Origin of the sequence: Candidatus Cyanaurora vandensis, from assembly GCF_013285555.1 — a bacterium.
Lineage (GTDB): Bacteria > Cyanobacteriota > Cyanobacteriia > Gloeobacterales > Anthocerotibacteraceae > Cyanaurora > Cyanaurora vandensis.
The window spans coordinates 21740-46292 of the sequence record NZ_JAAXLT010000216.1 but is presented as its reverse complement, the minus strand read 5'-3'; the positions used below and the strand labels follow the sequence as shown (position 1 = coordinate 46292).

General features: G+C 55.9%; 28 protein-coding genes. 13 read left to right on the top strand and 15 right to left on the bottom strand.

Features of this window, described 5'->3' with window-relative positions:
* Positions 1 to 18: 18 nt before the first annotated feature.
* Both HFM78_RS15425 and HFM78_RS15420 read right to left on the bottom strand, forming a co-directional pair.
* Complete coding sequence (locus HFM78_RS15425) at positions 19 to 303, bottom strand: hypothetical protein (RefSeq protein WP_287130345.1); 285 nt, start codon at positions 301 to 303, stop codon at positions 19 to 21.
* Positions 303 to 584 carry a hypothetical protein gene (locus tag HFM78_RS15420; RefSeq protein WP_287130344.1) on the bottom strand — a complete coding sequence of 94 codons (282 nt, stop codon included), beginning with the start codon at positions 582 to 584 and terminating at the stop codon, positions 303 to 305. Before HFM78_RS15420 ends, HFM78_RS15425 begins: the two co-directional genes overlap by 1 nt.
* 230 nt (positions 585 to 814) lie before the next feature.
* On the opposite strand from HFM78_RS15420, the gene HFM78_RS15415 reads away from it, so the two are divergent.
* Complete coding sequence (locus HFM78_RS15415) at positions 815 to 1642, top strand: dienelactone hydrolase family protein (protein ID WP_287130343.1); 828 nt, start codon at positions 815 to 817, stop codon at positions 1640 to 1642.
* The gene (locus tag HFM78_RS15410; protein WP_287130342.1) at positions 1639 to 2589 is read left to right on the top strand and encodes a multicopper oxidase domain-containing protein; all 951 of its coding nucleotides are present in this window, start codon (positions 1639 to 1641) and stop codon (positions 2587 to 2589) included. The genes HFM78_RS15415 and HFM78_RS15410 overlap by 4 nt, the downstream gene beginning before the upstream one ends.
* Here the strand turns inward: HFM78_RS15410 and HFM78_RS15405 are convergent.
* Positions 2567 to 2893 (bottom strand): hypothetical protein, encoded by a 327-nt coding sequence (locus HFM78_RS15405; RefSeq protein WP_287130341.1) that lies wholly within the window; start codon positions 2891 to 2893, stop codon positions 2567 to 2569. The genes HFM78_RS15410 and HFM78_RS15405 overlap by 23 nt on opposite strands.
* 272 nt (positions 2894 to 3165) lie before the next feature.
* A complete protein-coding gene (locus tag HFM78_RS15400; protein WP_287130340.1) occupies positions 3166 to 3834 on the bottom strand; it encodes a polyphenol oxidase family protein in 669 nt (222 codons plus the stop codon).
* Between the two features lie 90 nt (positions 3835 to 3924).
* Here HFM78_RS15400 and dnaJ point away from each other — a divergent pair, with 90 nt between their 5' ends.
* Complete coding sequence (gene dnaJ / locus HFM78_RS15395; protein WP_287130339.1) at positions 3925 to 5037, top strand: molecular chaperone DnaJ; 1113 nt, start codon at positions 3925 to 3927, stop codon at positions 5035 to 5037.
* A gap of 19 nt (positions 5038 to 5056) precedes the next feature.
* On the opposite strand, the gene HFM78_RS15390 is transcribed toward dnaJ, so the two are convergent.
* Positions 5057 to 5863 carry a chromate resistance protein ChrB domain-containing protein gene (locus HFM78_RS15390; protein ID WP_287130338.1) on the bottom strand — a complete coding sequence of 269 codons (807 nt, stop codon included), beginning with the start codon at positions 5861 to 5863 and terminating at the stop codon, positions 5057 to 5059.
* 152 nt (positions 5864 to 6015) lie between these two features.
* On the opposite strand from HFM78_RS15390, the gene recN reads away from it, so the two are divergent.
* The 3 genes from recN (at position 6016) to ylqF (ending at position 10614) form a co-directional block, all read left to right on the top strand.
* The gene (gene recN, locus HFM78_RS15385; RefSeq protein ID WP_287130337.1) at positions 6016 to 7689 is read left to right on the top strand and encodes a DNA repair protein RecN; all 1674 of its coding nucleotides are present in this window, start codon (positions 6016 to 6018) and stop codon (positions 7687 to 7689) included.
* 140 nt (positions 7690 to 7829) lie between these two features.
* A complete protein-coding gene (gene dnaK, locus HFM78_RS15380) occupies positions 7830 to 9710 on the top strand; it encodes a molecular chaperone DnaK (protein ID WP_287130336.1) in 1881 nt (626 codons plus the stop codon).
* Positions 9711 to 9765: 55 nt separating this feature from the next.
* On the top strand, positions 9766 to 10614 hold the full coding sequence (gene ylqF / locus HFM78_RS15375; protein WP_287130335.1) for a ribosome biogenesis GTPase YlqF: 849 nt from the start codon (positions 9766 to 9768) through the stop codon (positions 10612 to 10614).
* 672 nt (positions 10615 to 11286) lie between these two features.
* Here ylqF and HFM78_RS15370 read toward each other — a convergent pair.
* Genes HFM78_RS15370 through HFM78_RS15355 form a run of 4 tightly spaced genes read right to left on the bottom strand, consistent with a single transcriptional unit; the run spans position 11287 to position 13910 of the window.
* Entirely contained in the window at positions 11287 to 11859 is a 573-nt protein-coding gene (locus HFM78_RS15370; RefSeq protein ID WP_287130334.1) for a tetratricopeptide repeat protein, read from the bottom strand.
* 28 nt (positions 11860 to 11887) lie between these two features.
* Positions 11888 to 12934, bottom strand: a complete 1047-nt coding sequence (gene fni, locus HFM78_RS15365; protein ID WP_287130333.1) for a type 2 isopentenyl-diphosphate Delta-isomerase — start codon at positions 12932 to 12934, stop codon at positions 11888 to 11890.
* Positions 12935 to 12939: 5 nt separating this feature from the next.
* Positions 12940 to 13527 carry a hypothetical protein gene (locus HFM78_RS15360; protein WP_287130332.1) on the bottom strand — a complete coding sequence of 196 codons (588 nt, stop codon included), beginning with the start codon at positions 13525 to 13527 and terminating at the stop codon, positions 12940 to 12942.
* A complete protein-coding gene (locus HFM78_RS15355) occupies positions 13527 to 13910 on the bottom strand; it encodes a single-stranded DNA-binding protein (protein WP_287130331.1) in 384 nt (127 codons plus the stop codon). Before HFM78_RS15355 ends, HFM78_RS15360 begins: the two co-directional genes overlap by 1 nt.
* A gap of 159 nt (positions 13911 to 14069) precedes the next feature.
* Here HFM78_RS15355 and HFM78_RS15350 point away from each other — a divergent pair, with 159 nt between their 5' ends.
* The 3 genes from HFM78_RS15350 to HFM78_RS15340 all read left to right on the top strand — a co-directional run bounded on the left by HFM78_RS15350 (position 14070) and on the right by HFM78_RS15340 (position 16345).
* On the top strand, positions 14070 to 14588 hold the full coding sequence (locus HFM78_RS15350; protein ID WP_287130330.1) for an NYN domain-containing protein: 519 nt from the start codon (positions 14070 to 14072) through the stop codon (positions 14586 to 14588).
* A gap of 81 nt (positions 14589 to 14669) precedes the next feature.
* The gene (locus tag HFM78_RS15345) at positions 14670 to 15383 is read left to right on the top strand and encodes a metal ABC transporter ATP-binding protein (protein ID WP_287130329.1); all 714 of its coding nucleotides are present in this window, start codon (positions 14670 to 14672) and stop codon (positions 15381 to 15383) included.
* A gap of 11 nt (positions 15384 to 15394) precedes the next feature.
* Positions 15395 to 16345 (top strand): metal ABC transporter permease, encoded by a 951-nt coding sequence (locus tag HFM78_RS15340; RefSeq protein WP_287130328.1) that lies wholly within the window; start codon positions 15395 to 15397, stop codon positions 16343 to 16345.
* A 43-nt stretch (positions 16346 to 16388) separates the two neighbouring features.
* Here HFM78_RS15340 and HFM78_RS15335 read toward each other — a convergent pair whose 3' ends face one another.
* From HFM78_RS15335 to HFM78_RS15325, 3 genes are read right to left on the bottom strand one after another with little or no spacing between them, the layout of a single operon-like run.
* Entirely contained in the window at positions 16389 to 17024 is a 636-nt protein-coding gene (locus HFM78_RS15335; RefSeq protein WP_287130327.1) for a HEAT repeat domain-containing protein, read from the bottom strand.
* Between the two features lie 36 nt (positions 17025 to 17060).
* Entirely contained in the window at positions 17061 to 17321 is a 261-nt protein-coding gene (locus tag HFM78_RS15330) for a DUF3146 family protein (protein ID WP_287130326.1), read from the bottom strand.
* A complete protein-coding gene (locus HFM78_RS15325) occupies positions 17318 to 17863 on the bottom strand; it encodes a hypothetical protein (RefSeq protein WP_287130325.1) in 546 nt (181 codons plus the stop codon). Before HFM78_RS15325 ends, HFM78_RS15330 begins: the two co-directional genes overlap by 4 nt.
* Before the next feature lie 153 nt (positions 17864 to 18016).
* Here HFM78_RS15325 and HFM78_RS15320 point away from each other — a divergent pair, with 153 nt between their 5' ends.
* From HFM78_RS15320 to HFM78_RS15310, 3 genes are all read left to right on the top strand, one after another.
* Positions 18017 to 18247 carry a hypothetical protein gene (locus HFM78_RS15320; protein ID WP_287130324.1) on the top strand — a complete coding sequence of 77 codons (231 nt, stop codon included), beginning with the start codon at positions 18017 to 18019 and terminating at the stop codon, positions 18245 to 18247.
* A gap of 100 nt (positions 18248 to 18347) precedes the next feature.
* Entirely contained in the window at positions 18348 to 19058 is a 711-nt protein-coding gene (rplA, locus tag HFM78_RS15315; RefSeq protein WP_287130323.1) for a 50S ribosomal protein L1, read from the top strand.
* Positions 19058 to 19753, top strand: a complete 696-nt coding sequence (locus HFM78_RS15310; protein WP_287130322.1) for an alpha/beta fold hydrolase — start codon at positions 19058 to 19060, stop codon at positions 19751 to 19753. Before rplA ends, HFM78_RS15310 begins: the two co-directional genes overlap by 1 nt.
* 200 nt (positions 19754 to 19953) lie before the next feature.
* On the opposite strand, the gene HFM78_RS15305 is transcribed toward HFM78_RS15310, so the two are convergent.
* Both HFM78_RS15305 and HFM78_RS15300 read right to left on the bottom strand, forming a co-directional pair.
* Positions 19954 to 21510, bottom strand: a complete 1557-nt coding sequence (locus tag HFM78_RS15305) for a long-chain fatty acid--CoA ligase (RefSeq protein WP_287130321.1) — start codon at positions 21508 to 21510, stop codon at positions 19954 to 19956.
* An 84-nt stretch (positions 21511 to 21594) separates the two neighbouring features.
* Positions 21595 to 22488, bottom strand: a complete 894-nt coding sequence (locus HFM78_RS15300) for an ABC transporter permease (RefSeq protein ID WP_287130320.1) — start codon at positions 22486 to 22488, stop codon at positions 21595 to 21597.
* 113 nt (positions 22489 to 22601) lie between these two features.
* Here HFM78_RS15300 and gloA point away from each other — a divergent pair, with 113 nt between their 5' ends.
* A complete protein-coding gene (gene gloA, locus HFM78_RS15295) occupies positions 22602 to 23024 on the top strand; it encodes a lactoylglutathione lyase (RefSeq protein WP_287130319.1) in 423 nt (140 codons plus the stop codon).
* Here gloA and HFM78_RS15290 read toward each other — a convergent pair.
* Positions 23021 to 24337, bottom strand: coding sequence for a TIGR03279 family radical SAM protein (locus HFM78_RS15290; RefSeq protein WP_287130318.1), 1317 nt, complete (start codon positions 24335 to 24337; stop codon positions 23021 to 23023). The two genes, gloA and HFM78_RS15290, sit on opposite strands and share 4 nt — an antisense overlap.
* Positions 24338 to 24553 lie beyond the last annotated feature (216 nt).

Here is a 24553-nt window from a genome sequence, read left to right as displayed (position 1 = left end):
CACTTCAACTTCTCGACTTTATTGGTAGAAGATGACGGTTTCCAGTACACCTAAACTTATCCCCTTGTTCTGTTCAAGGTCCGTGAAACTAGCTGCGAAAAACACCCGGCACCCGACGAACTTCCAGTAAGTCAACTCCTGCTTGTTCAGCGAACTCGGCGGGTTGTACTCCACCTGCCTACCTAAGCGAACCAACACACAGGGAGCAGGCGATTTCTCCGCCCACACACCGTATACTTCACCACCGTTGACCAAGTATTTGATTTCTTCAGCGTCAACACGGATCTTTTTTGGGGTAGACATCAAGGAGGCTCGTTTGCGTGACCGGACATAGTATACGAGGTCACCTCTCGCCGGCGGCGAATATCCATGTCCTCCAGATCGGCAATTTTTACTATTTTCGACCGTGGGTTCTGGGCGGCGCGGGCAATGAAGCGGTCGTAACTGGCCTCGCTGCCTTCCGCCTCGGCACGTTTCGTCAAGCCGTCCACACCCGCCACCACTTCTGCCAAAAATCCCGCCTTGAGCAGAGCTTGCAACGTCCACGCGCTGTCCGCTACTACGTCATGCAACAGCGCAACCATTTTTGCTGCCTCCCCCCCGACCCTCGACGCGCTGCATCACCCGAATCGGGTGAGCATGGTCTTTGCCCTCGTCTCCGCCTATTAACCAGGATCTGACCGCTACGGACTTCAAACTAGGACTCATGGACCAGCACGGCGCGGTTGATGCAGTTATTTTATTAAAATAGCTCTAGGTTGAGAAACAAGTCTTAGCTGAGTAAAATCGTCACGCAAGCCACAGGAGTTCAGTAATGGATATATGGTCACGCCGGGAAGTGATAGTAACAGCGTTGACAGTGGGTTTTTCCCAGGCCATACTACCCGTGGCAGCGTCGGTTATCACCACAGATACCCAGGGCCTAGTGGTGGGCGAGGTTAAAATTCCCGTGGGTGATAGTGAGATCCCCGCCTATCAAGCGCGGCCCGAAGGATTAGGGCCATTCCCGTTGGTGCTGGTGGTGCAGGAGATTTTTGGGGTCCATGAGCACATCCGCGATGTCTGTCGCCGGCTTGCCAAACGGGGTTACTACGCCATTGCCCCGGAGCTTTTCGCCCGTCAGGGTGATGTGACCAAGCTCAAAGATATTAATGAAATCCAAGCTATTGTCCGACAGGTCCCCGATGCCCAAGTCATGACTGACCTAGATGCAACCGTGGCCTACGCCGTCAAAACGGGGACAGCCAACGGCGACCGACTGGCGGTGACGGGCTTCTGCTGGGGTGGGCGCATCGTCTGGCTCTACAGTGCCTACAATCCCAGAGTCCGGGCGGGCGTGGCTTGGTATGGACGTTTGGTGGGTGAGGCAACACCCCTACAACCCAAGTACCCCTTGGAAGTCGTACCCGCCCTGCGCATCCCTGTCCTCGGGCTGTATGGCGGGGATGACAAAGGTATCCCGGTGAGTGATGTGGAGCAGATGCAGAAGGCTATCAAAGCTGCCAATAACCCCTCAGAAATCGTGGTCTACCCTGAAGCTCCCCACGGCTTTCACGCCGATTATCGTCCCAGTTACCGTGAAAAACCCGCCCAGGATGGCTTTCAACGGCTCATCGTCTGGTTCCAAAAGTACGGCGTATGAAATGGCAACGACGGTCACTGCTCCTCGGTGGTCTAGCCGGGGCCGCCGGGTTGGCGGGTGGAACGGCTTGGTTGACCCGGCCTACCGCCGTGCGGGTACCCCCCGTTCCCCAGGGCGCGTCGCTAGCTCTAGTCCGCGACTTTGACCAGGGTATCCTCAAACAGGAGAATGGACGGAACGTGCGGGAGTTCCAGATCACGGCGGGGACCTCGGTCCTCCAACTCAACTCCGTGGTCACTTTCAACAGTTGGAATTTCAATGGGCGCGTCCCCGGTCCGACGCTCAGGGTCCAAGCGGGTGAACGGGTGCGGGTCATTTTTCAGAATCAGGGCGGGCATAGTCACTCGATGCATTTTCACGGCATCCACCGGGCCGAGATGGACGGGGTGCGCCCGGTGCGTAACGGTAAAACAACGGTCTACGAGTTCGATGCGGAACCCTATGGCATCCACCTCTATCACTGCCATGTCGCCCCAGTTACCCGGCACGTAGGGAAGGGGCTGTACGGACTCTTCATCATTGACCCGCCCGGTGGTCGCCCGCCTGCCGATGAACTGGTGCTGGTGATGGGAGCCTACGATGTGAATGAAGACCAGCAAAACGAATTTTACGCCTTCAACGGGCTGCCCAACGTCTACCGGGACCAGCCCATTCCCATTGCCCAAAACCAACTGATCCGCCTTTACTTACTCAATATGATTGAGTGGGACCCGGTAGTGACCTTCCATCTCCATGCCAATATGTTCCAGGTTTACCCGACCGGACGGACCCTGACCCCCCAGCTTGAAGCCGATGTCATCACCATGGGGACGGCAGAGCGGCACATTCTGGAGTTCAGCTATCGGTTTCCAGGAATGTATATGTTCCATCCCCACCAGGACCACGTGGCAGAACAGGGCTGCATGGGACACTTCATGGTCATGCCTAGCCCGGCGGGGGCGAGCTGACTTTACCGGGCGGGGGGGAGCTAACTTTATCCGTCCAGACTTCACAATCCGTTACCCACTGGGCAAGGAGCGGGTCAGTGATAAGTCCGGTTGTACCAGCAATATAAGTACACACGTAGGGGAAGATGATGTTATTGCAGAATTCGTACCGCACTGGGTTCTCAGCCAGTCTGGGATTAGTGCATTGCTCATAGATATCTTGAGGAGGGATAGAAAACAGTGTTTGAGCTTGAACGCTCGTCAAGTTGACCAAAGCTGATCCGAGGAGAATGGCTCCTAAACTGGCTAGCTTGCTGGAGTGCATCGCGGACGTTACCTTATGGAGTTCTGTATCTATTAACCCAGCATTCAACTAGGTTAACCACCGTACAGATACAGTATTTAGCTTACGTAATTAACCGTATCCAACGGTCGAGAGTGTACTGTTATAGGCTCCTAGGCCCTACATGAGTTAAGGTTTATCACCGTAATTTCATAATTGGTTTGACCGAAAAGAAAGAGCAATAAAGACTTACGCCAATTCACACTAAATTCTCAGCCCTCAGCATTAACCGCAGTCTCCCTTAGACAGGAGAGTTAGATATTTACGTAAGGGCAAGCAATCCCGGAGAGTTGGACCCCGGTTCGTCCATCGCGGCGGTAGGAGAAGAACAGGTCTTTTTCGTCGTAAGTGCAGAGGGGACTGACCGCAATATTTTCGGGGCGGACGCCTTGAGCCAAGGCTTGGGCGCAGTTGATGGTTTTGAGATCAAGGTGGGTGGTGGGCTGAGTCTGGCCTAGGGTCTGGAGGACGGCTTGGGCGACGTCTTCACCCACGGGATAGCGCGGCTCACTGATTGCGGGACCGATGGCAACCCGGACAGTTCCTAAATCTACACCCAATTGCTGAAAACGATAGAGAACCTTGGGTAAAATCTCCTGGGCCGTCCCGCGCCAACCGGCATGGACCGCAGCCACGACCCCGGTTGCTGCGACTAGGACCGGGACACAATCCGCACTGGCAACACAAACTAAAATCCCCGCCTGGGTACTCAAGAGCGCGTCCCCTTGACCGGGGAGTTGGTCCGGGGTGAGAACCTCAGCACCATGGATCTGCTGGAGACCATACCCCTCAGCCAAACCCAAGTGACGGGCACACTGCGTAGGGTTATTGCCCACGCTCCGGGTGAAGAAACCATGGGGCCAGGAGGCCAACAGGTCGCAGGTAAGGACGTGCTGTTGCTGCTGCCAAGGGTGGGTCGCCATCGGCCTATTGTAGCTAGGGCGTGGTTGCTGGATAGGCCGTTGTGGGTAACAATAGTTAATACAAGGCCCTGACCCCTACTGGAATTGCCCATGGCGCGTGACTATTACGACTTGTTGGCTGTCAACCGCAACGCCAGTCAAGAAGAAATCAAACAGAGTTACCGCAAACAAGCCCGTAAGTATCACCCAGATGTGAACAAGGACCCGGGAGCCGAAGAATTATTCAAAGAAATTAACCAAGCCTATGAAGTCCTCTCCGACGAAGAGAAACGAGCACGCTATGACCGCTATGGGGAAGCAGGGGTAACGGGGGCTGGCGGCGGGGCGGCGGGCTATGAGACCGTGGGCGATATTTTTGAAGCCTTTGGCAGTATTTTTGGTGGAGCGCAGGGACGGTCGAATCGGGGTCCGGTGCGTGGGGATGATTTGCGGTTGGACCTCTCCTTGAGTTTTGTTGAATCAGCCTTTGGTTGTGAAAAGGAAGTCCAGTTCGACCATCTGGAGTCCTGTAAGACCTGTAAGGGTTCTGGGGCTAAACCAGGCAGCGGTCCCATCACCTGCCGGACCTGTAACGGTCAAGGTCAAGTTCGACAGGCCGCCCGCACCCCCTTTGGCGTTTTCACCCAGGTTGCGGCTTGTCCCACCTGCGGTGGCACGGGTCAAACGATCCAAGACCCCTGTACTACCTGTAATGGTCGAGGCCGTCAGGTAGTCCAACGGACCACCAAGGTCAGCATCCCGCCCGGTGTGGATGAGGGGAATCGGCTCAGGGTCTCAGGAGAAGGGAACGCCGGTCTGCGTGGCGGACCGGCCGGAGACCTCTACGTGGACCTTGCGATTGAGGAACACCCAATTTTCCAGCGCAACGGGATGGATATTAGTTCAGAAGTCTCGGTTTCCTACCTCCAAGCCATCTTTGGGGCACGGGTCACGGTGCCTATCCTGGAGGCGACTGACAGTGAGCAGGAAGTAGACATCCCAGCCGGTACTCAACCCGGAACCATCATCACCCTACGTGGTAAGGGCGTGCCCCGACTTAACAACCTAGCGCGGCGCGGCGATCATTATCTGACCGTAAAAGTAGCGATCCCCACCAAGTTGAGCGGCGAAGAACGCGACCTACTAGAGAAACTCGCCAAACTCCGCAGCGAAAAAGTCAAAAAAGACGGCGGTTTTTTAAGTGGACTCTTCAGCAAGGATTAGCTCGCATTAAGAATCAACGTTAGGACGGGGGCCAGTTGTGCGTCTCGGCTTGACACTCACCGCACCAAGCGTACAGCGCGTCGTACAGGACTAGACCATGCTGTAAAACTTCTTGGTCATCTTCAAACACAGCGGCGAGACCCAACGCAAGGGCGAAGAGTCCGGGGGATTGGGGGGTGAGGTCGTGGCGGGAGGTGTCGGCTCCGCGCACAATCCGGGCTAATTGCTGTAAGGGCGGGTCTACTAAATCGAAATGTCGGATGAAGCTATCAAAACTACACAAATCGCCTTCATGGGAGAAATGCACACCCGGAATATCAAAGGGTATTGCCCCAGTAGTGGCAGCCACCGTTAATACTTCAGCCGTGGGTACGTAGAGAAATTCAGCTTGGCGGTCAATGAAACGACGGATCAACCAAGGACAGGCAACTCGGTCAATTTTGGGGCGTTCCCGCGTCACCCAGAGCGTTGGTTTAGTTCCTGAAGTACGGATGTACTCGTGTTTCCGCACTGTGGGTCTACCCGCCTCTTGCCAAGCCGTAATCCCGCCTTTCAAGTAATGGGCTGCGATACCTTTGGCGCGTAGGGTCTGCGCTACGGTTTGGCTCACCTGCCCACCATGCACACAGTAGACCACTACCGCTTGGACCGGGGATAAGGTTGTAGCCCATTGCTCAAGCTGTTCAGGTGCGCCCCGTTGGGCACAGGCGATGATCCGGTCTGCTGCCTCAAAAGCCTCGGTTCGGCGTACGTCAAGGATGAGAGGGGCGGTCCTCCGGGTTGCAAAAAGCTCTTGAACAGGTCGGGCGAGGTCGTTGGTTAGCATGGCTTCTGGTATGGGTAGGCTGCGACGAGCACACGGGCAATCCCTTTCCTTATTGAGATATCACAATGGAGCAAGGGTGACAAGGGCAAATTCTGAAGTACCGCACCGCTTTGGGAACTTGAGGTCGGGGGTTGCCCCTTAGAATGGGGGGTATGCTCAAGCGGCTTACGATTGAGAATTTCATCCTGGTCAACCGTCTGGATCTACATTTCCAACAGGGCTTAACCGTTTTGACTGGGGAGACCGGGGCGGGTAAGTCGATCCTGCTGGATGCGGTAGACGGGGTACTGGGTGGGAAACTGACAGCGACGGTGATCCGGCCCGGTGCGACCAAGGCCACCCTTGAGGCGACGTTTACGACGAGTCCCGCCCTAGAACAGTGGTTGACTCAGCAGGAACTAGACCCCTCGGATGAATTGGTCATCAGCCGGGAAGTCTCCGCCCGCGCCAGTCGCTCGCGAGTAAATGGAGTTTTGGTCAATCAGCATATCGTCCAGCAGTTGCGAGAAATCCTAATTGATTTCACCGCCCAGGGTCAGACCTCGACCTTACAACAACCGGAATTTCAGCTTGCTTTACTTGACCGTTTTGCCCAGAGTGAGTCCCTTTTAGTCCAAGTCCGCGCCCATTACGAAGACTGGCAACAGGCCAAAACTCGCCTGAATCAAGCCCAACAACAACAGCAGCAGGACCAGAGCCAAAAAGACCTGCTGCGCCAGCAATACCAGGAACTCAAGCAGGCCAAGGTCAGCGATCCCCAGGAAGAAGAAGACTTACAGGCGGAGCAAGAACGCCTCCTGCACACGGTCGAACTGACCCAGCACGGGCAAATGGTTTATGGTCTCCTGTACCGCAATAACCCAGCGATCCAGGACCAGCTAACCCAGGTGCAACGCTATTTGACCGCGATGAGCACCCATGACCCCGAGTTGGGTCCGCTGGTGGAACTCAGCAGTCAAGCCTTAGTCCAAGTCGAAGAATGTGCCCGCCAAGTCAAGCACTACACCGACCAACTCGAAGCCGACCCCGACCGCTTGGCCCAAGTCGAACAACGGCTGCGCGACCTCAAAAAGATTTGTCAGAAATATGGCCCGACTCTTGCCGATGTGATTGCCCACCAACAGCGCATCCAGCAGCAGTGGCAACAACTCAAGGGCACGAGTCCCGTCACCCAATACCAAACCGAAGTAGACCAAACTCTGCAAGCCCTCCAACAAGTTTGTGAGCATTTGAGCCAACGCCGCCGCCAAGCTGCCCTGCAACTCGAACAACAATTGGGGGCGTCCCTAGCCCCCCTGGGCATGGCAAAGGCCCGTTTCCTCGTCGAGTTCACGCCTACTGCACCGCGCCCTGATGGACAGGAGCGTATCAACTACTTACTCACCACCAACCCTGGTCAACCTCCCGCCCCCCTCAAAAGCGTTGCCTCTGGGGGTGAGATGGCCCGGTTCCTGTTGGCCCTCAAAGTTACGCTGGGGGCTGCTATCCCGACCTTGATTTTTGACGAAATTGATGTCGGGGTCTCCGGTAAAGTCGCCCAAGCTGTGGCCGTCCACCTTTTAACCTTGGCCCGTGAACGTCAGGTCCTCTGTGTCACCCACCAACCCCTCGTGGCAGCCATGGCGAATACCCACTGGCGGGTCCGCAAAACCGTGACCAACGACCAGACCCAAGTCAGTGTGGATGCCCTAGAAAACCTAGGGGACCGCACCGAAGAATTGGCCCAACTCGCCGGGGGCCACTCCGCCCAACAAGCCCGTGAATTCGTGGTGGCTCTCCTCGAAGAAGCCCGCCAACTACAAGCCTGTGGCAAGCTACTCAATTGACTTGCTAAAGACTGACTCATATGTTTAAGATATAGGGAACGGGCCGGAACCTGGAGCTTGCCGACTCAGGGCAACGCTTTCATTCTGCCAGCCTGTATCCTGGAAACAGGGACCAACACGCATGGACGAGGTGCACACCTATGGCAAAAGTAGTCGGCATTGACCTGGGGACAACAAATTCGGTGGTAGCTGTCCTCGAAGGGGGCCAACCCACGGTGGTTGCCAACGCGGAGGGCAATCGGACCACGCCTTCGGTAGTGGCCTTCACCAAGAACAGTGAGCGTCCAGTGGGACAAATTGCCCGTCGGCAAGCCGTCCTAAACGCTGAAAATACTTTTTACTCCGTTAAACGGTTCATCGGGCGCAAGTTTGGTGAGGTCAATGAAGAGGCCAAGCGTGTCCCTTATAAAGTCCTCGAAGACCGTAATGGCAATGTCAAACTGAGCAGTCCTTTGGCGGGCAAAGAAATGGCCCCGGAAGAGATCGCCGCCATGGTCCTGCGTAAATTAATTGATGATGCCAGCACCTACCTAGGCGAAAAAGTTACCGCAGCGGTGATCACTGTCCCCGCCTACTTCAACGATGCCCAACGGCAGGCCACCAAAGATGCGGGCAAAATTGCTGGGATTGACGTATTGCGGATCATCAACGAACCCACCGCCGCCGCTTTAGCCTACGGACTCGACAAAAAAGGTAGTGAGACCATCCTCGTATTTGACCTCGGGGGCGGGACCTTTGACGTATCGGTCCTGGATGTGGATGACGGGGTATTTGAGGTTAAGTCCACCTCCGGGGACACCCACCTAGGCGGGGACGACTTTGACCAATACATCGTGGACTGGATGTCGAGTGAATTCAAGAAGCTCGAAGGCATTGACCTCCGCAACGACCGTCAGGCCCTCCAACGGCTGACCGAAGCGGCAGAGAAAGCCAAAATCGAGCTTTCTTCCGTCACCGAGACCACGATTAACCTACCTTTTATCACCGCCACCGCCGAGGGACCCAAGCACCTCGAACTCAAGCTCACCCGTGGGCAGTTCGAGAATATTTGCGCCAGCCTGATTGAGCGGTGCCGTAATCCTGTGGTCCAGGCCATTAATGATGCAGGTTTGAAGGCTTCTGATATTGATGAAGTGGTCTTGGTCGGCGGTTCCACCCGGATTCCCGCCATCAAAGAGATCGTCAAGCGCATCACGGGTAAAGAACCCAACCAGACGGTCAACCCCGATGAAGTGGTCGCGGTCGGTGCGGCAATTCAAGCTGGGGTCTTGTCGGGCGAGGTGAAGGATATCCTGCTGTTGGATGTGACCCCGCTCTCCCTGGGCGTTGAAACCCTGGGCGGGATCGGCACCAAGCTCATCAACCGCAACACCACTATCCCCACCAAGAAGTCCGAAACCTTCTCCACCGCCGCCGATGGACAGACCTCCGTGGAGATTCACGTGGTCCAGGGTGAACGGGAGATGGCGAACGACAACAAGTCCCTGGGTCGGTTCCGGTTGGAAGGTATCCCGCCGGCTCCCCGTGGCGTGCCTCAAGTCGAAGTTACCTTCGATATTGATGCCAACGGCATCCTGAGCGTCACCGCCCGTGACAAGGCTTCCAACAAGGCTCAGACCATCACCATCACCGGGGCCTCTACCCTCGATAAGAACGAAGTTGAGCGGATGGTGAGCGACGCAGAACGCAACTCCGCCACCGACAAAGCCCGTCGTGAAGAAGTAGACCTCCGCAACGAAGCCGATGCCTTGGTCTTCACCGCTGAACGGCAACTCAAGGACTTCGGCGATAAAGTCGAAGCCGAGGAGAAGTCAAAAATTGAGGGGTTAGTCAAGGACCTGCGCGATGTCTTAGTCAGTGGTCAGATGGACCGGGTTAAGCCCCTGAAGGAAGAACTCCAACAGGCCATCTATGCCCTATCCACCCGGATGTACCAGCAGAATCCCCCCGAGGGCGGCGCGGGTCCGGCGGGTCCCGGCGGTGATGACGTGATTGACGCGGACTTCACTGAAGTCAAGTAAACGACTGCGACATACTGGGGGGATGGGGTGACTCATCCCCCTTTTCCTAGGAACCATGAGCACTAACCAGATCCAGTGGTACCCCGGTCACGTTGCCCGTGCCCGCCGCCAGTTACAGGAACAACTCAGACAAGTAGATTTGGTCTTTGAGGTCCTTGATGCCCGGATTCCCCAGAGTTGCCAGCATCCTGACCGGGCGGAACTCATCAAGGACCGGGAGCGCGTTGTCGTCCTAAATCGCTCTGACATGGTGCCGCCGCGTCTTCTACGGTCGTGGCAGATCTATCTCCAGATTGAGTATCCCACCGTGGTCATCACCAACGCTAAGACAGGCGAAGGAGTGCGCGATCTACTCAAGGCGAGTCAAGCAGCCTACCAACGGGTGAATGCGCGGCGGGCGGGACGCGGGATGCTAGCCCGCCCAGTCCGCGCGGCGGTGATTGGCTTCCCTAATGTTGGTAAGTCGGCCTTAATCAATCGGCTAGTGGGTAAACGGGCGGTTGCCAGTGCTGCCAAACCGGGGGTGACGCGCCAAGTCCATTGGGTGCGAGTTGCCAGTGAAATCGAGTTACTCGATAGCCCTGGTATTATGCCCGTCAAGTTCAATGACCAAGAAGCGGCGATGAAACTAGCGATCTGTGACGATATTGGTTCGCTGGGCTACAGTGTCGAACAAGTGGCGGCCCGGGCCTTCGACCTACTCCTCCCCATCATTCCCGAGCGTCTTGAGACCCGTTATCATTTCGAGCCCCAGGGACTCACCGGGGAACAATGGCTCGCCCAACACGCCCAACTCCATCACCAAGATCTCACGAAAAAAGCGGGCGAACAGCTACTTCAAGATTATCGGCGCGGTCACCTCGGCGCGATTGCCCTTGAATTCCCGCCCTCCGACAGGGACTAGTTCATCGGTTTAATTAGTAAATTTAAAGACAGACAGGAGTATCCCATGGCAACCCACGAACGTAACTTCATCTACAGCTTTATTCTGGTCTCAGTCTTTCTGAGCGGTCTGCTCTTGTTTATGGTTGTCTTTGGGATTAAGGATTTGGCTTAAGGAGGACTGTCAGAGAGCCCCGCCCCCTTTCGGGTCTGTGTTTATGCCAACCCCACTCCGTTGAAGAGCAGGGCTATCGTGTTGAACGTTACCGTTTAATCAAGCCGACCCACTTAGATGCTTAGGGATTGAGCACAGTGGGGAGATAGACATAGTTTCCAATTTACTAAATCATTATTTATTTATTTTGATGCAGGGCTATCTCAGCCTACTTGCTATATTAATTGAGCAATATTACCTTAGACCCAGGGAAGAAATTGCGATTCTCAATACGCTCGTTCATTTCAAGAATGCGCGGTGTAGATAAGGCAAAAGCCTCAGCCCCCATAACTTGAGGACTTTCCGTCGCCTCCAGTTCTTTCAATCGGTCCACTGCGTCTTGATAAAACTCCATCTGACCGTTCTTGAGATAGATCTTCTTAGCAGCTTGAAAATCAGCAATCGCACCCTCTTTATCGCCTAAGGTAGCCCGAGCACGACCACGGTTATAGTGGGCTTCACCAAGATTGGGCTTGAGCTTCAGTGCTTGTGTAAAACTTTCGTTGCGCCCTGCTTGTCGCCTAGCGCGGCACGAGCATCCCCACGGTTGTTGTGGGCATTGGCATAGTTGGGCTTGAATTTAATCGCTTGAGTATAGTCTTCAATCGCGCCCTCTGTATCACTTAAAGCCGCACGGTCATGTCCACGATTGTAGTAAGCAGTGGCATAGTCAGGCTTGAGCTTAATCGCTTGGGCGTAGTCTGCCATCGCACCCGGCGTATCACCTAATTCACCATGGATAACGCCACGGTTCATATAAGCCTCTGCATAGTTGGGCTCAAACTTGATAGCCTGCGTGAAGTCTGTAATTGCGCCCTGCGTATCGCCCAAATTAGCACGAGCAAGACCACGGCTATTGTAGGCACCAGCATTCTTAGGAGCGAGACCTAGAGCTTCACTAAACATCCGTTCAGCCTTACTAAAATCTCCGGCTGCATAGGCCGCCTTACCTTGTTCTAGCAACTGAGGACTAGTCTGTGCCTGCACCGGACTAGCTACCAACCCTAAACACAAGGAGAGCTTGAGTACAAAAGAACGCATCTGCCGCATCATCTCTATAACCTCCTAACAAGCAGCGTAATTACTCGCTACCCCGTAATACTTCCCAGTTAGCCACCCGCCGCAACGTAGCCCGCCGCAGACTAGCCAAATCCTGAGAACCCGTACAAAAACAAACCACCCGTAATTCCTCTTGATAGGCCCGGAACTTCTCATAGACCGCCGCCGCTGTCACCGTCGCCGGACCCAATAATGGCGCGGCACTCCCCACCAACACCGCCCCCAACGCCAACGCCTTCCCCGCCTCTACCCCGTCTTGAATCCCGCCGCTGGCAAACACGGGAAATCCTGGTAATGCCTGACAAACCGTCTCGACCGCGAGAGCCGTGGGCAATCCCCACCCTGCAAAGGCGTGAGCCACCCGTTTCCGTAAGGGGTCCGATTGACGGTGGGCCTCCACCTCACTCCAACTCGTCCCTCCGGCCCCCGCCACATCCACCGCGCTCACCCCACATTCCACTAAGCGACGGGCCACCCCTACGCCAATGCCATTACCGACCTCTTTGACGATCACCGGGACCGGCAACTGCCGGACCAACTGCTCAATACGCCCGTAGAGCCCCCGCCAATCACAGTCTCCGCCCGGTTGGACCGCTTCTTGCAGGGGATTGAGATGCAGGATCAGCGCATCGGCCTCAATCATGCCCACCGCCCGCTCCGCCTCCCGTAGTCCGTAGCCCTCGTTAAGCTGGACCGCGCCAAAATTTGCAAAAAGTAAAATATCCGGGGCGACGCGGCGCACTTGGTAGGTATCACTCAACTGTCCCGCCGCCAGAGCCGCCCGTTGCGACCCCACGCCCATCGCCACCCCCAGGGCCTGAGCCGCCTCGGCTAGGTGCAAATTGATGGCGCGGGCAGATTCCGTTCCCCCGGTCATACTACTGATTAAAAAAGGAGCCTTGAGCGTCCGTCCCCACAAGGTCAGCCCGAGGTCAATCTGATCCAGGTGCAACTCCGGCAGGGCCACATGGTCAAAAAAGTACCGCTCAAAGCCCGTAGTCACGCCCTTGGCCTGGACATTCTCCTGGAGCACGATATCGAGGTGGGCTTGTTTGCGCTCGGTGTGCATGGTTCCTAGGGTGTGAGCAGGGTTTGTAAACGTTTAAGGTCCGGTCCACGGAGGACCAACCCCGAGTAAGGATTGCCGCAGGAACGTTGTTTGGCTGACCCGGCAACTGTCGTCGCACACTCGCCTAAGACTGCCAACACCCGCGAATCAAGCCGCGTTTTGAGGACGACTTCCTGGGCCGCAAGGATACGGGTCAGGGCTGTTTTTTGCAGCGTCAAGTGCAGATTCTCGGTGGTCCCGTCCGCACTGCGGTAGGAGAAACTATCGTAGGTCGCCGGGAAGGGCAGGGCGGTCCCGTCTACTTCCAGGGTGACAACTTGACGATCTTGACTCAGATGATGGGTCCGGTCCACAGCGGTCAAGGTCAGTCCCAGGGCAATACTGGACCCCCGACGGACGATACTAGGCAGCAGGCGACTGGTGTAGCGGCCCTGGGTGAGGGAGGCCACGGGCTTCTTCTGACTATCTTTAAAGGCTTCACCGTCCGCCCGCAACAGAAAGTAACGGGTAGCAGTGAGGGGTCGGGTGGCAGTGATCGGTTGCGCTAGACCCGGTAGGGCCAATCCCAGGCCCAAAAGCAACCACCACGGCATCAAAACTCCCCTTCGCCACTGAAGTCCGGCGCATCACCCCCGCCCTCATCGCGCTTACTCCCGAGTAGATCTAGCGTATCCACCCGAATCAAAGGCCGTTCGCGATTATCCCCAGAGGTCTTGTCTTGCCAACGGCTGAAGACGAGCGAGCCGGAGACCCCGATCAGACTGCCCTTTTTGACATAATTCCCGGCAACCTCAGCGGTCTTGCCCCAGATCTCCAGGTTGAACCAGTCTGGTTCGCTCATCTCACTTTTGCGCCGTTGCCGGTTAACCGCCAAGGTCAAGTTACAGACGGCCCGGTAGTTCTCCCCGGAACCGACAAACCGCATCTCCGGGTCTCGCCCCGCCCGTCCCACCAAATTGACTAAATTAACGCCCATGACCGCGATCCTGTCTATCTAAAGCGAGACGATTATACCCTTCCCCTGAAAGCCGGGGATTTATAGATGAGCAAAAAGAACCTCAAAGTACAGCCCTCCGCTTGCCACCCTGACGAGCGGTGAGGTATGCCACAATTTAGTTATTGTTTCTTAACATGAATGATGGCTCCGGTCCTGTTAGTGGATGGATACAACATCATTGGGGCGTGGCCCAAGTTAGTGAAGCTGCGCGACCGGGGAGACTTGGAGGGAGCCAGGGAGCGGCTAGTCAAGGACTTGGTGGATTTCAGCCATTACCGGGCTTGGGTCGTGATGTTGGTCTTCGATGCTTACGGCACAGAGGGGCTGGTCTCGGGTCAAGTGGTCAACGGGGTAGAAATCTATTTCACCGCCGCAATGCAGACCGCCGATACCTTTATTGAACAACGCTCCTATGCATTGTTACGGGCTGGCTGTGAACGGCTTTTGGTCGCGACTTCAGACCGTGCCCAACGGATTTTGGTGGAGGCCCAGGGTGCCCATGTCCTCTCCGCCGAACGGCTGGGTCAAGAAGTGCAACGGGCCAGGCGCGAACGCGAGGAACACCAGACCAGCCACACCTCCCGCAAAGGCCGCACCCTGGGCGACCGTCTCGACCCCCAAACCCGCGCTAAACTGCTCAATTTTCCTAAACAGTAGTTCACTATTTTTTCATGTTTGAGCCGGGGATCAGTGAATTCCCTTAAGATGTGTGTAGATTTACTCTGTTCAGGGGTGGTTATGCTCCAAGTTGAGCATCTTTCGGTCCGGTACGGGGAGAATATTGCCCTCGACGACATCAGTTTTACCATTCCTCGGCAGCGCGTGGTCGGGATCATCGGTCCCAATGGGGCGGGCAAGAGTACGCTCATCAAGGCCATGCTGGGTCTAGTCCCGCTGAGCGGGGGTCAAGTCCTCCTCAAGGGCAAGCCCCTTTTACCGCAACGGCAGCGGGTAGCCTATATTCCGCAACGGGCCAGCATTGACTGGGATTTCCCTGCCACGGTCCAGGATGTCGTCTTGATGGGACTCACGCCCTACCTCAAGCTCTCGGAGAATCTGCAAGAGAAACATTACACCTTAGTGAATGAAGCCCTCAACCGGGTCCGCATGGCGGAGTTCAGTCAGGGGCGCATCGGGGAGCTCTCGGGCGGTCAACAACAGCGAGTATTTTTGGCGCGTTCTCTAGTGCAAGCCGTGGATTTATATTTACTGGATGAACCGCTGGTGGGGGTGGACCAAACCACGGAGCAGGTGATTCTGAATATTTTTGATGAATTGCGGGCAGAGGGTAAATCAGTTCTGGTGGTCAACCATGACCTAGGCCAAGTAGTCAAACGGTACGATGACATCCTCTTGTTGCGTAAAAATCTCGTAGCCTTCGGGGAGCGCGACCAAGTTTTTAATTCAGAAAACCTCAACCGGGCCTATGCGGGTCAGGTTGCACTGGTCTAAAGGAGGTAACGATGTTTGATCTGTGGCAAGTGGTCTTAAAAGCTTGGAATTTCCTGGCTGAACCTTTCTCCTTTGAGTTTATCCTGCGGGCTTTTGCCTCAGCTTTGATTGTCGGGACCCTCTGCGCGGTGACGGGTTCCTTTTTGATTGTGCGTCGGCTCTCGTTGCTGGGGCTGGTGGTCTCGAATTCAGTGATTCCTGGGGTAGCGATTGCCTTTTTGCTCTCGCTGAATATTTTTGTCGGCGGGTTTCTCTCGGGGGTGCTGGCGACCCTGGCCTTGAGTTGGTTGCAACTTAAGACGCGGATTAAGGAGGATGCCGCCATGGGGATTGTAATGGCGGTCTTTTTCTCCCTGGGGATTATCCTGATTACCGAGATCCAGAAGACCAAGAAAGTTGATCTTAATGAGTTTTTGTACGGAAATATTTTGGGGATTACTTACCCTGATCTTTTTACCAGCTTGGGGATTGGGGTGGTGGCCCTAGTGATTGTTTATGTCCTCTTTCGGCAGTTGGTCTTACGTAGTTTCGACCCGTTGTGGACCGAGGCGGTGGGTTTACCCGCTAATCGGCTCCACTATACATTGATGGCACTCATCTCGCTGACGGTGGTGGCCTCCATGCAGGCGGTGGGGGTGGTCTTGACGATTGCCCTAATGATTATTCCAGGCGCGACAGCCTATCTCATTACCAAACGTTTCGCAACGATGATAAAAGTGGCGATGGGGTTGGGAGTGGTCTCCAGTATTGTTGGGCTGTACATTAGCTTCTACTTGGATATTCCCTCAGGACCTTCGATTGTGATGGTGAGCGCGGTTCTGTTGTTAGCTACTATTTTCCTGGGTCCGCTGGTCCGCCGTCTGCCCTGGCAAGCTCTCTATGACCGCATCTATGGCGTGGTAGTCCTCAAGGATGAGACGGTACCTAACACGGCGGCTCTGGAGCGGGCAGACAAGGAATGATATGAGAATGTATTCATCCTGATGCAAATACTTACTAATCGAATTAAGGCATCGGGTTCGTGATCTGGAGTGCCTGCTGTACCGTGGGGTTATCATCTTTAAGCTCCTGCAGGGGAGCTAGGCTAGCCTCCGTTCCCATTGCGCCAAGAGCTTGGACAGCTCGCAACCGCAACTGCCAATCGGGATGAGTCAGATAAGTCGTTAGGTAAGGGATGACTTCTGGGAGCGCAAGTTGACCTAGGGCCATCAGCGCGGCTTCTTCCTGGAGCCCACCCTGGGACAAGGCCAGGGTCAGTAACTCTAAACCACGGGGGTCGCCGAGTTCGCCCAAGGCCGCGACAATACTAAAACGCACCATCTCCTCACGGTCGCGCTGGTAAGCCTGGATTAACGCTGGGAAAGCCACCGGGTCCTTCAGATCGCCTAGGGCCGCCGCCGCCGCCGCCCGCACATCGAATTCTGGGTCCTCCTGTAGGGCAGTCAGTAGTAATTGAAGGGATTGGGGGGTAGACTTAGTGCCTAACATACTCGCCGCACTGTAGCGCACACGGGTATTGACATCGTTGAGCGCAAGGGCCAAAAGGGGCACGGCCTCGGTAGCAGGTAGGGCACGGATGGCATTGATGGCCCGGATACGGGTGCCCAAATCGGGGTCTTGGAGTTGTTCGTGAAGGGTCATACCCACCGCCAGTAAGGGATCATGTTCGACTCTAGCCTAGAGCTGGGTCCTGAGGGTAAAGGTATAGACCTCACCCACTTCTAGGCTGTAGTCCTGCTGTTCTAGGAAGCGTTGGAGGGGTTCAGCAACGAGGGCACGGCCCCGGGTAGGGTGTAGGTGCAAGGCCACCCGCCGGAAATGCCATTGGAAGGTCCACTGAAAAGTACCCGCAGTCAACTCCCCAGCCATCAGGCCCTCCCCTAGGACAAGGTGAGTAATCCGTAACTGGACTGCCGTGTGGGATTGCGTCATCGTCATAGAGCGGCTAGGGGTGTGGGGACAGGTATCGCACTGAGCTTAGTCCAGACGTGGTAAGTTACCCAGCTATCCAGGGCGGCGTAATACAACTGTTCTGGGCTGAGGGGACGGCTGGCCCAATTGCTCATCTGATACTGCTTGTCTAGGGGTAGACCGAGCAGGTTCAAACTCAATTCTTTGAGGGAACAACGCGGTTGGAGGCGGCTTTTAGCCATGGCGAAAGTACAGACTACGGAGCGGGCGCGGCGCGGACAACGCAACATCCTGAGGTCGTGGGGGGCATCGTGAAATAATTTGGTGACGAGGGGTTCCATCATCACCTGTTGAATAAAAGGCTCTAGGTCCACGGTGAAGTTATCAATCAGCCAGATCTGCTCGTGACTACCGTCCCACAGTTGAACCAACGAGACGCATTGTTTGCGGCTGGGCACCTGATGGGCGTGGGCAATCTCCGTATCCATGGCGAGGACCGGGGTAGCGCGCCACTGGGGTAAGTGGGCTTTTAGCTGAGCATTGGTGGTGATCAGTTGGTAAGGTAACATGCCGGTCTCATACCTGGGCTGATTATGCCACACCCTTCCATCATGGCACCGGAGTTTTCTACACTACTTGAACGGAGGAGACGTTGACCCTGGGATAGAGGATAGGGCCTGCTGCGATGGGGGACATTGGGATTGGCCTTAACGGAAACCACCATGACCACGATGCCCAATGGCGCAATCAGCGACCTAGAATACGACCTCCTCACGGTCCTGCACAACAAAGCCGAAGCTATCAAAGCCTACGACATGTACATTCAAGACGCTGAGGCGATGCAGTCCCAGCCCTGTGTCGAGCTTTTTCAGAAGTTGAAACAACATGAACTTGCCCAAGCCCAAGAAGTCCGCCACCATCTCCAAGAAGTGATGGCCCACGGCAAGATGTAAGCGTGAGCTTGCCGACGAGGGGAACGGGTGCCAAGATAGACCAGCAACCCACAGTGGGAGTGCCTGTTCAATAGGTACGTCTGCACCACAGGAGGACCCCATGGCTAAGATTTCCAAGCGCGTCTTGGGCCTGCAACGGCAGGTAGAGAGAGAGACAATGTATGCGCCCCAAGAGGCAATTGAATTAATGAAGAGTCTCGCCTCGACCAAGTTCGACGAGACCACCGAATTTCAGGCCCGGCTAGGAATCAATCCCAAGTACGCCGACCAACAGATCCGCACCACTGTCACCCTACCCCGTGGGGTGGGTAAGACCAAACGGATTGCCGTTCTCACCCAGGGCGAACGGGTCAAAGTCGCCGAGCAAGCCGGGGCGGATATTGTCGGTTCTGAGGAATTGATCGAGCGTATTCAGGCGGGCTTCTTAGAATTTGACCTGCTTATTGCCACCCCCGATATCATGCCCAAGGTAGCCCGACTCGGGAAACTCCTGGGTCCCAAGGGTCTGATGCCCAACCCCAAGGCCGGGACAGTGACAGCAAACCTAGCTGAAGCTATTGCCGAATTTAAGGCCGGGAAACTCGAATTCCGGGCCGACCGTACCGGGATTGTTCATGTGCCCTTTGGGAAAATTAGTTTTTCTGTCTCTTTTCTCCTAGAGAATGCCAAAGCTCTTCAAGAGACCATTGACCGGGCCAAACCTCCTGGGGCTAAGGGTCGTTTCTGGCGCACGGTCCACATCAAGAGCAGTATGGGTCCAGCGATTGAGATTGATGTCAATGCCCTCCGGGACATGAAACTCAACGCTTGATGTTGAACTATCAAGTCCATGGGGCGGGTCCCTTAGTCCTCTTGATCCACGGGGCTGCCTCTAACCACGGGTGCTGGCAACCCCAAAGTCGGTACCTCACCCAGCAGGGCTACCGAGTGGCAACGGTAGATTTACCCGGTCACGGCCGCTCGCCGGGACCCTGCACCCTGGCGAGTTGCGTAGAACAGTTGGCACCTATCCTCTGCCAACAGCCCCAAGCCGTAGTGGGCTACTCCTTAGGTGGCGTGGTAGCAATTGAACTGATGCGAGTGTATCCCGTGGCGGGCCTATTTCTGGTTTGTCCGGCGGTGATGATCCCGCCTTTCACGCGCCATTTTTACGACTGGATGCTGGGTTGGCCCCTAGATAGCTTGGCGCGGTTGCGCCGACCCATTAAGCCGTTACTACGCAGTCCGATGGCTCGCCTAAGTCTGGAAGAAGACCCGACAACTCTGCGCCAAGTCTGGCCTGAACTCAGGGACTGGCAGAGTAACTATCAACACCTGACTATGCCCGTCTGGGTCGGGGGCGGTCATTTTGACCACATTGCTCCGCCCACAGCTCTACGGCAATTTACCCGCGCCATCCCCACTGCACACCTGACGCTTTTTCGGGGTCGTCATCGTCCGATGGAGAGTGACCCGCGCAACTTTAATCGCTGGCTGGTCCAGGGTTTGCAGACCCTTAAATTCTGACCCACCCAGTTGAAAGTTTATGCAAGAGGTCTAACACAACAGCTTAGGTATTCAACCCGGCAATCCAGGTCGTCGAGTCCCCAGAACAGTGTGGCAATATAACATGCCGAGTCAACGCCCCGGGGTTAGAGCCTGATATGGTACCCGTCTTGGTTATCCGACCAAATTTGACCTACCTCCCGCTTAGGGAGGTCCGGGGCTTAGGAGGGAGCGAGTTGTTGGCGGAGGACCCGTTTGAGGATTTTCCCGGCGGCAGAGCGGGGGAAGTCCTCCAGGATCTCAATCTGGCGCGGGACTTTGAATTGGGCGAGTTGGGTGCGGCAGTACTGGAGGAGCTGGTCCACGAACTGAGCTTTAGCCTCGGGGTTTGTAGCGAGTTCCTTATCCGTCAAGGTCACATAGGCCACGACGACCTCGCCCTTACCGGGGTCCGGTGCCCCGACCACTGCACTTTCCTGGATGCCGGGGTAGCTCTGGAGGATGAGTTCTACTTCAGAAGAGAAGACTTTCTCACCGGAGACGTTAATCATGTCTTTAATCCGGTCCACCACAAAGAAATAATCGTCCGCATCCCGCCGCGCCAAGTCCCCCGTCCGTAACCAACCCTGACGGGTGAACGTCTTCGCCGTCGCCTCGGGTTGATTGAGGTAGCCGTGGAAGACATGGGGACCGCGCACCACCAACTCCCCAATTTCACCTACATCTAAAAACCGCTCTTGGTCTGGGTCCATGATGGCGAGTTCGTGGCCCTCGGGCATGGCGGGTCCGATCGAACCGGGTTTCTGGAGACCATAGAGCGGATTACAGGCGGCGAGCGGCGAACATTCCGTGGCCCCGTAGCCCTGGAGGACCGGGACCTGGAAGCGTTGGCGAAAAGCGTCTTCCAGAGCGGGGAATAGAGCGGCCCCACCACAGAGAATACAGCGGAACTTGGCCCCAAACTTGAAGGTCGGCGGGAATTTCAGCAAGGTCGCGAGCAAGCTGGGTACTGCCAGGAGAATTGTTAAATCCGGGTCCATCAGTTGTTGCATCAATTGACGGGGCGCAAATTTCGCCGCCAAGACCGCCGTACCGCCCACACTGGGGATGATGACCAAGGCACAGGTGAAGGCAAAGGCATGAAACAACGGCAGAATACAAAACCCCCGGTCCGCCTCGGTAATTCGCATCAAGGTGATTCCGGCTTGAGCATTAGCCGCTAGGTTGCCGTGGCTCAATTGGGCACCCTTGGGCCGCCCCGTGGTGCCTGAGGTGTAGAGGATGGCACAGATATCGTCGGAGTGCGTGGATGGTGGGGCGAGCGGGGTCGGGACGGCGGTTTGGAGAAGGTCTTGCCAGTGCGCGTCTACGGGTTGGTCCGGTGTAGCCCCCACCCCAATCACCGTGGTCAACTGGGGGAGGTGCGGGCGTTGGCTGGCAAGCACCGGAACCACAGGACCGATGACCAAGGCGACGGTACTGCTACTGTCGGCCAGGATAAATTGCAACTCCGGCCCGGTCAGTTGGGGATTGACTAGGACAGCTTGGGCACCGAGCCGCCAGAGCGCGTAGGCCGCCACGGGGTAGGCGAGGACGTTGGGTAGGATAAGGGCCACCCGGCTCCCCACGCCCACACCCCGTACTTGTAACGCTTGGGCCAGGGCTTGGCTCTGTTGGTCCAATTGTTGGTAGGTGAGGGTGGCCTGGTCATCTTGAAAAGCTATCCGGTCGGGGTAACGCTGGGCACTCTGGAGCAGGAAGCGACTGAGATTAGCCATGGAGTACTCGCTGTACGATGAGTTCAGTTTAGAAGGACCACCCAGCCCTGTCACATTGGCTTGGCACAGTTCCACAATTGTCCCCTACTGTTTGCTATAGCGCAGCACGGCTAGCCAACTGCCCAGACAGCCCAGGACCATCCCAGTCCCGCCCAGGATGACTGGCAGGTGCCAAGGGGTGGGGGCCGCATCGGTGAAGGTAATAAAGGGTAAATAGGCCAGGGTCTGCTGATAGACAAAATTTCCTGTAAAAGTCAAAAGACTGTAGGCAAAGACGGCCCCCAGGATGCCCAGAATCAGGCCCTCCAGCATGAATGGCAGGTAGACCCAGTGGGGAGCCGCCCCGACCAACTGCATGACCTCGATTTCACGTTGCCGCGAAGTCACCACCAGCCCAATCGTCGTCGTTACCACCATCACCGCCGCCACCGCCAAGAGTCCCAGCAATAAGAGACCAAACCAACTGACGACAGCCTTGAGTTGTCCCAGGCGTTGCGCCGCCTCCGAGCCATAGCGCACAGACTCCACGGACTGCCAGCCCTGGACTACGGTGGCCACGAGCTGGACCTGTTCAGGGGTTGCGATCTGGAGATGCAAGACATCCACTAGCGGGTTCTCGCCGATGATCCCGGTCAAGTCCTTTTGAAGACCTACTTCCTGTTGCAGTATTTGGAGAGCCTGGTCACGGGTAATCAGTTCGACGGCGGTGACCCCGGTTAATTGTTGGGCCTGTCCGACTAAATCAGCCCCGCGTGCCGTGGGCTTGAGGTACACCGCAACCTCTAGCTGTGCCCCCAGAACCGCTAGCCCCCGCTCCACCTGCCAGACCCCCTGCCAACCCAGCCCAAAAAGATAGAGCAAAATGAGCAACACACTCACCGCTGCCGTGTTGAGCCAGCCGGCCCGCTGGAATCCCGTCAGGGTCTCCTTAAGCAAGTAATCTAGCTGGGTGAAGGTCCGGTTGAGGGCGGTCAGCACGGGTCATTCTCACGAAAAGCTTCTTTAATTTAACTCTGCCAGCCAATGGAAACCGCCTAGCCCAGTGTACCCACGGGGCCTCTTAAACTAGGGGGAGTAACTCTGAGGGAACGATGCGAATTTTACATACGATGCTCCGAGTCAAGGATCTGGAATTAGCCAAGCGGTTTTACTGTGAGGTGTTGGGGATGCAACTGTTGCGCGAAAAAGAATATCCCAATGGTCAGTTCACTTTGGCCTTTGTGGGCTATGGAGAGGAACGAGAAGGGGCGGTCATTGAGTTGACCTACAACTGGGGCCACGGCGACTACACCCTGGGCGATGCTTTTGGACATATTGCAATTGGCGTGACGGATATCGAAGCGGCCTGTAATCAGGCGGCAGCCAAGGGCGGAAAAGTGGTCCGCGCGCCCGGACCGATGAAGCACGGTACGACGGTGATTGCCTTTCTCGAAGACCCCGATGGCTACAAAATCGAACTCATCCAAACTCAAGCTGTCACTCAACCCCTAGTTAGCCGTCAAGCCGTGAGCTAAATTGCTAACTCCAAAATCCAGTCCACGAGGGCACTAGCTTGGTTGGGGACGACATAGAGGGGTACGCCCAAACTCCGCTCAACTTCAACCAAAGTCACACTATCGAGGAATTCGCCGTCCTCCTTAAGCATCAAGGCAGGCAATAGGACCCCATCCCCCAAGTCCCGCCCCTGGAGACCCCGCTGCACATCCGAACCCGTCAATAAACCCGTCACTGTCACCCGCTCGCCCCAAAACTCACTCTGGAGCGGTACTAAGGCTAAGGTCAGCCCTTCAATCTCGTTAAACCGCGCCACCACCGGGGCAAACACCTCCGCCACGGCCAGCCCCACCACCCAATAGAGCCGGAGGGGACGAGTCAGACGGGCTGGTAAACGACGGGCCACACGAGCGAACTGGGTCAAAAACAAACGTAATGAACCCACGCCGTTTCCTAGTTGGTTATAGTCCTCGTAATGGCGGTGATTAGGGAGGGGTTGTTGGGTGAGCAGGTACCACTCATCAGCCAACCAGGCAAAGGTCGTCCCCAGGATCTTACGGAAGACTTTTTGTTGGGGCGTTACTTGCCGAATCACTTCTTGAGCCTTGGTCACCGTGACGACCTGCATTTCCTCCAAGTCCGCCCGGTGCCGCGTCAAGCCAACGGGCACAACCGCCACACTCGCCACCGCCGGATAAAAAGAGGCCAGATCGCGCAGGGTCCGGGCTAGGTGTTCACCGTCATTGAGACCAGGACAGAGGACGACTTGGGCATGGATCTGTAAACGGTGGTCCTTGAACCATTGCAGTTGTTCAAGGATTAACCCGCCCCGTGAATTCTTGAGCAGTCGTGCCCTCAGGTCGGGGTCCGTGGCATGGACCGAGACGTACAAAGGCGATAGGCGCAACCGCCGAATCCGCTCCCACTCCTGGGGCGGCAAGTTGGTTAAAGTCAGATAAGACCCATACAAAAAACTCAACCGATAATCGTCGTCCTTGAGATAAAGCGTCGGGCGCAGGCCCTCGGGCTGCTGGTCAATAAAACAAAAGGAGCACCCGTTATTACACTGGAGCAACCCATCAAAGAGCGCGGTCTCAAATTCTAAACCGGGGTCCTCGTCGAGTTCCTTGGTTAGATGGACCTGGCGCAGGGTCCCGTCCGGGGTGAGGATTTCGAGGTCTAGTTCTTCTTCTTGGGCACAGAGGAAGTTGTAATCAATTAAGTCGCGGGGGACCGTGCCATTTACCCGGACCAACCGTTCGCCTGCCACGATGGACCGCGCTGGGGAGTCGTCGAGAACTTGGGTGATGAGGGGAGCGGTGGGTGGTCGCATGACAAGTTGAGAGCGGGACTTTCCTAGTTTAACTTTTGGCCTGCTTCAACAATTTTTGGAAGTTCGGCTCCGGTTACTAGCATAGAACTACCAATAATTACTTGTGTAAATACACGTAAATTCGGGAGCAGCTTTGGCTAAAATCTTTTCAAGCCCGCCATTTTTAAGGTCGGGCCGTTATTTTCCGTCACAACCCCCAATACCAGTTCAATCAGC